At 46.9% G+C, this 12906-nt stretch carries 7 protein-coding genes; all 7 read left to right on the top strand.

Annotated elements, in window-relative coordinates; all coding sequences use genetic code 11:
• Positions 1-220: 220 nt before the first annotated feature.
• A complete protein-coding gene (gene rplJ / locus YC6258_RS25065; RefSeq protein ID WP_044619311.1) occupies positions 221-751 on the top strand; it encodes a 50S ribosomal protein L10 in 531 nt (176 codons plus the stop codon).
• 53 nt (positions 752-804) lie between these two features.
• Complete coding sequence (gene rplL / locus YC6258_RS25060; protein WP_044619310.1) at positions 805-1179, top strand: 50S ribosomal protein L7/L12; 375 nt, start codon at positions 805-807, stop codon at positions 1177-1179.
• Between the two features lie 198 nt (positions 1180-1377).
• Positions 1378-5460 carry a DNA-directed RNA polymerase subunit beta gene (rpoB, locus tag YC6258_RS25055; RefSeq protein ID WP_044619309.1) on the top strand — a complete coding sequence of 1361 codons (4083 nt, stop codon included), beginning with the start codon at positions 1378-1380 and terminating at the stop codon, positions 5458-5460.
• 85 nt (positions 5461-5545) lie between these two features.
• Positions 5546-9745, top strand: a complete 4200-nt coding sequence (gene rpoC / locus YC6258_RS25050; protein ID WP_044619308.1) for a DNA-directed RNA polymerase subunit beta' — start codon at positions 5546-5548, stop codon at positions 9743-9745.
• Positions 9746-9864: 119 nt separating this feature from the next.
• Positions 9865-10239 (top strand): 30S ribosomal protein S12, encoded by a 375-nt coding sequence (gene rpsL / locus YC6258_RS25045; protein ID WP_044619307.1) that lies wholly within the window; start codon positions 9865-9867, stop codon positions 10237-10239.
• A gap of 78 nt (positions 10240-10317) precedes the next feature.
• Positions 10318-10788 carry a 30S ribosomal protein S7 gene (gene rpsG / locus YC6258_RS25040; protein WP_044619306.1) on the top strand — a complete coding sequence of 157 codons (471 nt, stop codon included), beginning with the start codon at positions 10318-10320 and terminating at the stop codon, positions 10786-10788.
• A gap of 18 nt (positions 10789-10806) precedes the next feature.
• A complete protein-coding gene (gene fusA, locus YC6258_RS25035; RefSeq protein WP_044619305.1) occupies positions 10807-12906 on the top strand; it encodes an elongation factor G in 2100 nt (699 codons plus the stop codon).

Genomic DNA, 12906 nt, shown 5'->3' with positions numbered 1-12906 from the left:
TGGGGTTTCTGCTTGGCTTGCTGAGTAGGAGCCGTCAAAGACCGTAGGTGAGCAAATGATGGTCTTAAAAACAAAGATTGTCACTAGCTCTTAATGTCCTACGCAGATGGTGTAGACCCCGGACATTGAGCCGTGGGATTCTGCAACCGTTGAAACAAACCCGGTAGTTTGGGTTTCGGTTGAATGAGTATGTTAATACTCGAGATCCTGGAGAACCAAAGTGGCACTTAATCTCGAAGACAAAAAGACGATTGTCGCAGAGGTCAATGAAGTGGCCGGTAAAGCGTTGTCTCTGGTAATTGCTGACGCTCGTGGCGTTACTGTTGAAGACATGACAAGACTGCGTGCTAGTGCTCGCGAACAAAACGTTTATTTGCGTGTTGTTCGTAACACTCTGGCACGTAGGGCTGTAGAAGCGACTGAGTATGTTTGTACTCAGGACTCTTTCAAGGGTCCAAGCTTGTTAGCATTTTCCATGGAAGATCCTGGAGCAGCTGCTCGGCTGTTCAAAGATTTTGCCAAGCAAAATGACAAGTTTGAAGTTAAAGCTTTATCGGTAGGTGGTGAGTTGTTGGGTGCTGATCAGATTGAACGTCTGGCCAGCCTTCCGACGCGTGAACAGGCTCTTGGTATGTTGGCCAGTGTTACATTGGCACCAATTACCAAGTTGGTTCGTACCTTTAATGAGGTTCCTGCGAAAATCACCCGTGTTGTTGCAGCTGTTAGAGATCAAAAGAAAGACGCTGCTTAATAGACTTCGTGAATTTGCGAGTTGTTTAGATTATTTAAATTTGGAGAAAAAACATGGCTCTGTCTAAAGACGATATTTTGAATGCTATTGCTGAAATGTCTGTTATGGATGTTGTTGCTTTAGTTGAAGCAATGGAAGAAAAATTTGGCGTTTCTGCACAAGCTGCAGTTGCGGTTGCAGCTGCTCCTGCTGCTGCTGCTGAAGCTGCTGAAGAAAAAACTGAATTTGATGTTGTTCTGACCTCTGCAGGTGAGAAAAAAGTTAACGTCATCAAGGTTGTTCGTGAGTTAACTGGTCTGGGTCTGAAAGAAGCTAAAGCGGCCGTTGATGGCGCTCCAGCAACTTTGAAAGAAGCCGCAGGTAAAGACGAAGCTGAAGAAATGAAGAAAAAACTTGAAGAAGCTGGTGCATCGGTCGAACTCAAGTAACTCTTTGATATATACGACCATAAGCCGGTCGTAATTTAAATGGCTGGTAGCAAAAAGTGCTGCCGGCCATTTTCCGTTATAGTGAAAAAGAATTTTTATCCCATTGACGGGGTAAAATGTGTGCGAATTATCGCAAGAATTTAGAAAGTAGACGTCCTGTGTGAGGGCGTCTTTCAGGTAACTAACTGAGGAATACTGATGGCTTACTCCTACACAGAGAAAAAGCGTATCCGTAAGGATTTCGGTAAATTGCCTCCGGTCATGGAGCTGCCTTATTTGCTGGCCATTCAATTGGACAGCTATCGTAGTTTTTTACAAGCCGGACTGTCTCCAGATAAGCGTGTTGATGAAGGTTTGCACGCAGCATTTAAGTCGGTATTTCCTATTGTTAGTTATTCCGGAAATGCTGCGTTGGAGTATGTAAGTTATCGATTGGGAGAACCCACTTTTGATGTCAAGGAATGTCAATTGCGGGGAGTAACGTATGCAGCACCACTGCGTGTGAAGGTGCGGCTAATAATTTACGATAAAGAGTCGCCATCCAAAGCTATTAAAGACATCAAGGAACAAGAAGTTTACATGGGCGAAATTCCGCTCATGACAGACAACGGTACTTTTGTCATTAATGGTACTGAACGGGTTATTGTTTCTCAGTTACATCGATCTCCGGGCGTGTTTTTTGATCACGATAAAGGTAAGACCCATTCTTCCGGAAAACTGTTGTTTTCAGCAAGGGTAATTCCTTATCGTGGTTCGTGGTTGGATTTTGAATTTGACCCGAAAGATAATGTGTTCGTGCGTATCGATCGCAGAAGAAAGTTACCAGCTACTATTTTATTGCGCGCTCTTGGCTTTACAAGTCAGGAGGTGCTGGAAATGTTTTTCACTACGACCGAATATCGTGTTGAGACAGAAGGCTTTAAATTTGATTTGATCTCTGACAGGCTCAAAGGTGAAACTGCGCAGTTTGAAATCAAAGATGGTTCAGGTAATGTAATTATCGAAGAAGGGCGACGGATTACCGCGCGTCACATCAAGCTGATGGAAAAAGCCGGAATTAGCGAGCTCGAAGTGCCAGATGCATATATGCTTGGCCGTACGATAGCCCGTGATATTGTTGACCCAAAAACCGGCGAAATACTGGCTCCTTGTAATACCGAAGTTACTCCCGACCTGATTACGTCGGTCAGAGCTTCCGGCCTGAAACAAATTCAGGTTCTTTATACTAATGACCTTGATTGTGGACCGTTTGTCTCAGAGACTCTTAGAATCGATCCGACCAATACTCAACTGGAAGCATTGGTTGAAATCTATCGAATGATGCGTCCTGGTGAGCCACCAACAAAAGAATCTGCTGAAAACCTGTTTCAAAACCTGTTTTTCTCCGAAGAGCGTTATGATCTTTCTGCAGTTGGGCGGATGAAATTCAATCGCCGGCTTGGTAGAAATGAAGAAAAAGGTAGTGGCGTGCTGGACAGTCACGACATTATCGATGTGTTAAAGACACTGATTGATATTCGTAACGGGAATGGCCGAGTCGACGACATCGATCACTTGGGTAACCGTCGTATTCGCTCTGTTGGTGAAATGGCTGAGAACCAGTTTCGGGTTGGACTGGTTCGTGTGGAGCGAGCTGTACGTGAACGATTGTCAATGGCAGAAAGCGAAGGTCTGATGCCTCAGGATCTCATTAATGCCAAGCCAGTCGCCGCAGCAGTTAAAGAGTTTTTTGGTTCATCGCAGCTGTCTCAGTTTATGGATCAGAATAATCCGCTTTCTGAAGTTACTCATAAGCGTCGTGTGTCAGCCCTAGGTCCCGGTGGTCTTACCCGAGATCGTGCTGGTTTCGAGGTCCGTGACGTACATCCAACTCACTATGGTCGGGTATGTCCTATTGAAACCCCTGAAGGTCCAAACATCGGGCTGATTAACTCGTTGTCTACCTATGCCAGAACCAACAGCTACGGTTTCCTTGAAACCCCTTATCGTAAGGTTGTAGAAGGCAAAGCAACTAACGAGATTGCCTATTTGTCCGCTATTGATGAAGCTGCGCACACTATTGCTCAGGCCAACGTACCGTTGGATGCGGAAGGTAACATTCAGGGTGAGCTTGTTCAGGTGCGTCACCAGGGCGAATTTACACTGGCGCCGATCGAAAAAGTAGATTTCATGGATGTTTCTCCCCGCCAGGTTGTGTCGGTCGCAGCATCTCTGATTCCTTTCCTGGAGCATGATGACGCGAACCGGGCTTTGATGGGATCAAACATGCAACGGCAGGCGGTTCCTACATTGAAAGCGGAAAAGCCGCTGGTCGGAACCGGTATAGAGCTGGCCGTGGCCCGTGATTCTGGTGTTTGTGTGGTAGCACAACGTGGTGGTGTTGTTGAATCTGTTGATGCTAGCCGTATTGTGGTACGTGTTGATAATGAAGAAGTTGTGGCAGGTGAAGCAGGTGTTGATATTTACAATCTCACCAAGTACACCCGTTCTAACCAGAATACCTGTATTAACCAGAAGACTCTTGTGAGCACTGGGGACAAAATCAGTCGTGGTGACATCATGGCAGATGGTCCGTCAACAGATATGGGGGAACTGGCCCTGGGTCAGAATATGCGTATCGCATTTATGCCCTGGAACGGCTACAACTTCGAAGACTCTATTCTTTTGTCCGAACGTGTTGTGCAGGATGACCGTTTTACAACGGTTCATATTCAAGAAATGACCTGTATTGCCCGTGATACCAAGTTAGGTCCTGAGGAAATTACAGCAGATATTCCAAATGTTGGTGAATCTGCGTTAGCCAAACTCGACGAAAGCGGCGTTGTTTATATCGGTGCAGACGTTGGGCCTGGTGATATTCTGGTTGGTAAAGTTACGCCCAAAAGCGAAACTCAGCTGACACCGGAAGAAAAACTGTTACGTGCTATTTTCGGTGAAAAGGCCTCTGATGTAAAAGATACCTCTTTGCGTGTAAAAGGGGGAACGCGTGGTACTGTTATCGATGTGCAGATTTTTACTCGCGACGGTGTCGAAAAAGATCAGCGGGCAAAAGATATCGAAAGAATGCAATTAGAAGCATTCCGTAAGGATCTGAACACCGAATTTAAGATTATCGAACAAGCAACTTTCGAGCGTTTGGCGAGTGCTCTCGTTGGTCAAGCTGCTGCAGGTGGTCCGAACCTCACAAAAGGTGATGTTATCACTGCGGAGTATTTGCAGACGTTGCCTCATGAACAGTGGTTCAAGCTGAGAATGCAGGAAGAGTCTCTAGTCGACCTGTTGGAAAAAGCAGAAGAGGGCTTGGAAGAAACCCGCAAAGATCACGAAAAACGCTTTGATGATAAGAAGAAGAAGCTGCAGTCCGGAGATGATCTGGCACCAGGGGTTTTGAAAATTGTCAAAGTTTATGTCGCTGTGAAACGCAAGATCCAGCCTGGTGACAAAATGGCCGGTCGGCATGGAAACAAGGGTGTGGTCTCAGTGATTATGCCTGTCGAAGATATGCCCTATGATGAAAACGGTGAGCCTGTTGATGTGGTGCTGAACCCTCTGGGTGTGCCATCGCGGATGAACGTTGGTCAGGTGCTGGAAACACATATGGGGCTTGCTGCAAAAGGCATTGGTCGCAAGATCAATGAAATGGTTGAGCAGCAGCGTGCAGTCGCGGATTTACGTGAGTTTCTGAATAAGATCTACAATCAGACTGGTCAAGGCTACCGTCATGAATCTATTGATGAAATGACAGATGCTGAGATTATTGATCTTGCTAATAACCTTAAGGGTGGTTTGCCCGTTGCGACACCAGTGTTTGATGGTGCAAAAGAAGCTGAAATCAAAGAATTACTTCGTTTGGCGGGTTATTCGGATTCTGGTCAAATGCAGCTGTGGGATGGTCGTACCGGTGAGGCTTTCGACCGCCAGACAACCGTTGGTTACATGTACATGCTGAAATTGAATCACTTGGTTGACGATAAAATGCATGCACGTTCCACCGGCTCTTACAGTTTGGTTACCCAGCAGCCACTTGGTGGTAAAGCCCAGTTTGGTGGCCAGCGTTTCGGGGAGATGGAGGTCTGGGCTCTGGAAGCATATGGAGCAGCCTACACTCTACAGGAAATGCTTACTGTTAAGTCGGATGACGTGAATGGCCGGACCAAAATGTACAAAAATATTGTCGATGGTAACCACAAGATGGAGCCAGGTATGCCGGAAGCCTTTAACGTATTGGTGAAAGAGGTTCGTTCTCTTGGCATCGATATGGAACTGGAAAACGATGAATAGTCGTAGTGGCATGCATTTGAATTCGGACTTAGAAACAGGGTGCGTTTGCGCCCGCGTTTCAACCCAGCAAGCGGGAGTGAAATAGATGAAAGATTTGTTAGGTTTGCTGAAATCGCAATCACACTCTGAGGAGTTTGACTCCATCCGAATCGGTTTGGCGTCTCCAGATATGATTCGGTCATGGTCTTATGGTGAAGTTAAGAAACCAGAGACTATTAACTATCGTACATTCAAGCCAGAACGTGATGGTTTGTTTTGTGCTCGCATATTTGGCCCAATTAAAGATTACGAATGTCTTTGTGGAAAATATAAGCGACTCAAGCATCGCGGTGTCATCTGTGAAAAATGTGGTGTTGAAGTCACGCAAACGAAAGTGCGTCGTGACCGTATGGGCCATATTGAACTTGCTGCTCCAGTTGCCCACATATGGTTTTTGAAATCATTGCCTTCACGTATTGGTTTGATGCTGGATATGACACTTCGTGATATTGAGCGGATTCTGTATTACGAAAGCTTTGTGGTAATTGATCCCGGTTTGACGACTCTGGATAAGGGGCAATTGCTGACAGATGAAGAATACTACGAAGCAATCGAAGAGTTTGGCGATGATTTTGATGCCCGCATGGGAGCTGAGGCAGTTCAAAAACTGCTCGAAGATATCGACCTGGAAGAGGAAATCGCTCAAATCCGTGAGGAAATTCCTTCTACAAATTCAGAGACAAAGATTAAAAAATTATCCAAGCGTTTGAAACTGCTTGAGAGTTTCTATCGCTCAGGCAACAGTCCGGAATGGATGGTAATGACAGTTCTTCCTGTTTTGCCGCCAGATTTGAGACCGTTGGTGCCGCTGGATGGTGGACGCTTTGCAACATCCGACCTCAACGATTTGTACCGCCGGGTTATTAACCGTAATAACCGGTTGAAGAGACTTTTGGAGCTTTCGGCTCCTGACATTATTGTGCGTAACGAAAAGCGGATGTTACAGGAATCCGTTGACGCCCTATTGGATAATGGTCGTCGTGGTAGAGCGATCACTGGCTCCAACCGTCGCCCATTAAAGTCTTTGGCAGACATGATCAAAGGGAAGCAAGGTCGTTTCCGTCAGAACCTTTTAGGTAAACGGGTCGACTATTCTGGGCGTTCAGTGATCGTGGTAGGGCCAACATTACGGTTGCATCAGTGTGGGCTGCCCAAGAAGATGGCTCTCGAATTGTTTAAGCCATTTATTTTCAGCAAGCTTGAATTGAGAGGTTTGGCAACAACCATCAAAGCAGCCAAGAAAATGGTAGAACGTGAAGAGTCTGTGGTCTGGGATATTCTCGATGAGGTTATCCGTGAGCACCCTGTACTATTGAACCGGGCTCCAACGCTTCACAGATTGGGTATTCAGGCCTTCGAACCTGTCCTAATTGAAGGTAAAGCTATTCAGCTGCATCCATTGGTTTGTGCTGCTTATAATGCTGACTTTGATGGCGACCAGATGGCGGTTCACATTCCGCTGACTTTGGAAGCACAGTTAGAAGCACGTGCGCTGATGATGTCTACCAACAACGTACTTTCTCCAGCCAATGGTGAGCCGATTATCGTTCCTTCGCAGGACGTTGTATTGGGTCTCTATTATATGACTCGGGAAAGGGTTAATGCGCTAGGCGAAGGCATGGTATTTGCCGATCCGGAAGAAGTGGAACGGGCTTACGGTGCCAAAAAAGTTGAATTGCATGCCAGGATTAAATGTCGGATTTCTGAAGTACTGATTGATGAGGATGGGATCAAAACTTATCAACGCAGTATTAAGGAAACCACGGTTGGCCGGGTCATTCTGTGGGGTATTGTGCCTAAAGGCATGCCTTACGAGTTGGTGAACCAGCCAATGAAGAAAAAGGCAATTTCCCGGTTGTTGAACGAAGCTTACCGCATGGTTGGTCTAAAAGAGACAGTTATCTTTGCTGACCAGGTTATGTATATGGGGTTCCGTCAGGCAACCCGTTCAGGCTCTTCAATTGGTGTAAATGACTTCGAGATTCCGGCTGAGAAAGTAGAGATTATTGCCAAAGCTGACGCCGAAGTCTCAGAAATCGAAGAGCAGTACGCTTCCGGTTTGGTGACCCAAGGGGAAAAATATAACAAGGTTGTTGATATCTGGTCTCGCGCTAATGAACAAGTAGCGAGAGCGATGATGCAAAACCTTTCCAAGGAAAAGACTTACGATAAGACCGGCGCTGAGCTCGAGCAAGAATCATTCAACTCGGTATATATGTATGCTGATTCCGGCGCCCGGGGTTCACCAGCACAGATGCGTCAGTTATCTGGTATGCGAGGTCTGATGGCCAAACCTGACGGGTCTATTATTGAGAACCCGATTAAGGCGAACTTCCGCGAAGGTTTGTCGGTGGGTGAATACTTCTCCTCGACCCACGGGGCACGTAAAGGTTTGGCGGATACCGCTCTGAAAACGGCTAACTCTGGTTATCTGACTCGTCGTTTGGTGGATGTGGCTCAAGATGTTGTGATTACCGAAGTCGATTGTGGCACCGAGGAAGGCGTCATCATGGAGCCAATCATCGAAGGTGGTGACGTGGTAGTTGGGCTTGGTCAGCAGGTGTTGGGTCGTACGGCAGCTAATGACGTACTGATGCCAGGTTCTGACGATGTTGCAATTCCCGCCGGTACCCTGATTGATGAGAAATGGGTTCGTAGTATTGACGAATGGGGTATTGATCAGATTCGAGTTCGTTCGGCGATCAGCTGTGAAACTCACTACGGTGTTTGTGCAAAATGCTATGGCCGTGATCTGGCTCGTGGACACTTGGTTAATATCGGTGAGGCTATCGGTATCATGGCCGCTCAGTCCATTGGTGAGCCAGGTACACAGTTGACCATGCGGACTTTCCACATTGGTGGAGCTGCTTCCAGGTCAGCGGTGGCGGACAGTGTTCAGGTTAAACATGGTGGTGTTGCCAACCTGCATAATCTCAAGACCGTAGAACGGGACAATGGCGACTTGGTTGCGGTTTCCCGTTCTGGTGTGCTGGCTGTAGCGGATGAGCATGGTAGAGAAAGAGAGCGATATAAGCTCCCTTATGGTGCTGTGATTTCGGTTAAGTCAGGTACCTCTGTGGAAGCTGGTGAGATTGTCGCTAAATGGGATCCGCATACACACCCGATTGTGGCAGAAACGTCTGGATACGTGTCCTTTATCGGCTTGGAAGACGGTATTACTGTTAACTCCAAAGTTGATGAGTTGACCGGTGTTACTTCAACAGAAGTGATTCATCAGAAAGATCGTAGTGCCGCAGGTAAAGATATTCGTCCGTTAATTAAGCTGGTGGATGAAGACGGTGTAGAGCTGACATTCGGTGAAGCCGGTCAACCGGCACAGTACTTCCTGCCAGATGGCGCATTGCTTAACCTCTCTAATGGTGATCGGGTTAAAGTAGGTGATGTTATTGCCAGGATTCCTCAGGAAACTTCCGGTAACAAAGATATTACTGGGGGTCTTCCACGGGTTGCAGACCTGTTCGAAGCGCGTAAGCCAAAAGAATCAGCGATTCTTGCTGAAATTAGTGGTGTTTTTGGTTTCGGTAAAGAAACCAAGGGCAAAAAGCGTCTTCAGATCAGTCCGACCGAAGGAGAGGGATATGAAGAGCTGATTCCGAAGTGGCGTCATTTGAACGTGTTCGAAGGCGAACAGGTTGAAAAAGGTGAGGTGATTTCCGACGGTCCGATGAATCCTCATGACATTTTGCGCATTCGCGGAGTACGTGAACTGGCAAGATATATTGTTAATGAGATTCAGGAGGTCTATCGCTTACAAGGCGTTGTGATCAACGATAAGCATATCGAAGTGATCATCCGCCAAATGCTACGTAAGGTTATCATTCTTGACAGTGGCGATACAGGCTTTATCAAAGGCGATCAGGTCGAGTATGTATCGGTTCTCGAAGAGAATGAGCGTATCGCAGCAGAAGGTAAACAGGGCGCCAAGTATGAGAGGGTGTTGCTTGGTATTACCAAGGCTTCACTTGCTACAGAATCATTCCTGTCAGCAGCCTCCTTCCAGGAGACAACTCGTGTTCTGACCGAGGGTGCTGTTTCGGGTAAACAGGACTTCCTTCGTGGCTTGAAAGAGAATGTCGCTGTTGGTCGACTGATTCCGGCAGGTACAGGCTTGGCATATCACAGTGAGCGCAAACGTAAACGTGCGGCCAAAGGTGGTGGTGAACGTTTTGCGACCGCAACCGCAAGTGAAGTCGAAGCAGCCTTGACAGAGGCTTTGAACAAGTAGTTTACGAGTTCAAATGACTTGACTAGCAACAAGGCCGTCAATAGAATTCGCGTCCTTTTCCATGTCCGGAGCATTCTCCGGGCATTTTTATTTATAGAAGCAAGTGAGGTAAAGGCTTAATGGCAACCATTAACCAATTGGTGCGTAAGCCGCGTAAACGCAAAGTACAAAAGAGTGACGTTCCTGCTCTGCAGAATTGTCCTCAGCGTCGCGGAGTATGTGCCCGCGTATTTACAACAACCCCTAAAAAGCCAAACTCGGCTTTACGTAAGGTTTGTCGTGTACGTTTGACAAATGGATATGAAGTTAACTCCTACATCGGTGGTGAAGGTCACAACCTTCAGGAACACAGTGTTGTTCTGATCCGTGGCGGTCGTGTAAAAGACTTGCCAGGTGTCCGCTATCACACAGTCCGCGGTTCTCTGGATACCGCAGGTGTGGCCGATCGTAAGCAAGGACGTTCGAAGTACGGTACAAAACGTCCAAAGGGCTGATCATTTAATCGTTATAGATCAGAGTAAGGCCGATCATATTGTTATCGGACTAACCTGAAGTTAAAAAAGGGGCAAATCATGCCAAGAAGAAGAGTTGTCGCGAAACGCGAAGTCCTGCCTGATCCAAAGTTTGGCAATCAGCAGCTGGCAAAATTCATGAACCATGTCATGGTGAGTGGTAAGAAATCTGTTGCAGAAAAAATCGTTTATGGGGCGCTGGATAAAGTTGCAGAGCGTACGGATAAAGACCCCGTAGAAGTTTTTGAAGGTGCATTAGAATCTGTTGCTCCAATGGTTGAGGTTAAATCACGTCGTGTCGGCGGTGCTACCTATCAGGTACCTGTCGAGGTTCGTCCTAGTCGTCGTGAGGCTCTGGCTATGCGTTGGTTGGTTGATGCAGCGCGTAAGCGGGGCGAAAAATCAATGGCGCTACGTCTGGCTGGTGAAATGCTTGACGCTGCTGAAGGCAAAGGTTCTGCGGTTAAGAAACGTGAAGACGTTCACCGTATGGCCGAAGCTAACAAAGCCTTCTCTCACTACCGCTTCTAAAATACAGAGGACTGAGTCGTGGCTCGCAAAACTCCACTTAATCGATATCGTAATATCGGAATTTGTGCTCACGTGGATGCTGGTAAAACCACTACCACTGAGCGTATTCTTTTCTACACCGGTCTGTCTCATAAGATTGGTGAGGTTCATGATGGCGCTGCCACCATGGACTGGATGGAGCAGGAGCAGGAGCGTGGTATTACCATTACTTCTGCTGCTACTACATGTTTCTGGCAGGGCATGGCCCAGCAGTTCGATCAACATCGGATCAATATCATCGACACCCCGGGGCACGTGGACTTTACCATCGAGGTAGAGCGTTCTCTGCGTGTGTTGGATGGTGCGGTAGTTGTTTTGTGTGGTTCTTCGGGTGTACAGCCACAGACTGAAACAGTATGGCGTCAGGCGAATAAATATGAAGTGCCCCGCATGGTGTTTGTTAACAAAATGGACCGTGCCGGTGCAGATTATCTGCGTGTTGTTGAGCAGCTTAAAGAACGTTTGGGTGCGCGTGCGGTACCAATTCAGATGACAATTGGTGCGGAAGAAGAGTTCAAGGGTGTTGTCGACCTGATCAAAATGAAAGCTATTATCTGGAATGAAGAAGACCAGGGCATGACTTTTGATTATACCGATGTCCCGGAGAGTCTTCAGGCTCAATGCGAAGAACTGCGTGAGCAGATGCTTGAAGCCGCAGCTGAAGCCAGCGATGAGCTCATGGATAAATACCTTGAAGAAGGTACTTTGAGTGAAGAAGAAATCAAGGCTGGTCTGCGTCAGCGTACCCTTGAAAATGATATTGTATTGGTTTTGGGCGGTTCTGCTTTCAAAAATAAAGGTGTTCAAGCGGTATTGGATGCTGTTGTCGAATTCATGCCTTCACCAACAGAAGTTAAAGCTATTGAGGGTACCCTCGAAGATGGCGAAACCATTGAAGTGCGCGAAGCTGACGATGATGCGCCATTTTCTGCGCTGGCATTTAAAATCGCCACGGACCCATTTGTAGGTACTTTGACGTTTGTTCGGGTTTATTCCGGCAAGCTGAATTCTGGTGATTCTGTCTATAACTCAGTTAAGCAGAAGAAAGAGCGTATTGGCCGAATGGTTCAGATGCACTCTAATAACCGGGAAGAGATCAAAGAGGTGTTGGCTGGTGACATCGCTGCGCTTATTGGCGTGAAGGACGTTACAACGGGTGATACTTTCTGTGACCTAAACAGTAAAATTGTTCTTGAGCGTATGGAATTCCCTGAGCCAGTTATTTCTGTTGCTGTTGAGCCTAAGTCTAAAGCAGACCAGGAAAAAATGGGTATTGCTCTGGGTAAGCTTGCTCAGGAAGACCCTTCTTTCCGCGTACATACTGATGAAGAAACCGGTCAGACTATTATTGCTGGTATGGGTGAGCTTCATTTGGATGTGCTTGTGGACCGTATGCGTCGCGAATTTAAAGTTGAGGCGAACATTGGTAAGCCTCAGGTTGCTTATCGCGAGCGTATTACTGCGACCATCGATATTGACCATAAATTTGCCCGTCAGTCTGGTGGGCGTGGTCAGTATGGTCACGTTGTTATCAAATTCGAGCCGGCTGAAGATAATAATGCGGAAGGTTTGGAGTTTGTGAATGCAATTGTTGGTGGTGTGATCCCGAAAGAATACATTCCAGCAGTACAAAAAGGTGTTGAAGAGCAAATGAAGAACGGCGTATTGGCCGGTTATCCTTTGCTTGGCCTCAAGGCGACTCTGCATGATGGTTCTTACCATGATGTCGACTCCAGCGAAATGGCGTTCAAAATAGCGGCTTCCATGGCTACCAAACAGCTACGGGAAAAAGGTAAAGCGGTTTTGTTAGAGCCGGTTATGAAGGTCGAGGTTGTCACGCCTGAAGATTACATGGGTGATGTCATGGGTGACCTGAACCGTCGTCGTGGAATTGTGCACGGAATGGACGACAGTCCATCTGGAAAAATTATTAATGCCGAAGTTCCATTGGGTGAGATGTTTGGTTACGCAACCGATCTTCGCTCAATGTCGCAAGGCCGTGCTTCATACACGATGGAATTTTCGCAGTACTCTGAATGTCCAAGCAGTATTGCAGAAGCGATTATTAATAAATCTTAA

Source organism: Gynuella sunshinyii YC6258 (assembly GCF_000940805.1).
Taxonomy (GTDB): domain Bacteria; phylum Pseudomonadota; class Gammaproteobacteria; order Pseudomonadales; family Natronospirillaceae; genus Gynuella; species Gynuella sunshinyii.
The sequence above is the reverse complement of the archived record's forward strand: the minus strand, read 5'-3'. Positions and strand labels throughout refer to the sequence as shown.

Coding starts and splice junctions, on each gene's coding strand:
- rplL (WP_044619310.1), top strand. CDS start 805: ATGGCTCTGTCTAAAGACGATATTTTGAATGCTATTGCTGAAATGTCT.
- rpoB (WP_044619309.1), top strand. CDS start 1,378: ATGGCTTACTCCTACACAGAGAAAAAGCGTATCCGTAAGGATTTCGGT.
- rpoC (WP_044619308.1), top strand. CDS start 5,546: ATGAAAGATTTGTTAGGTTTGCTGAAATCGCAATCACACTCTGAGGAG.
- rpsL (WP_044619307.1), top strand. CDS start 9,865: ATGGCAACCATTAACCAATTGGTGCGTAAGCCGCGTAAACGCAAAGTA.
- rpsG (WP_044619306.1), top strand. CDS start 10,318: ATGCCAAGAAGAAGAGTTGTCGCGAAACGCGAAGTCCTGCCTGATCCA.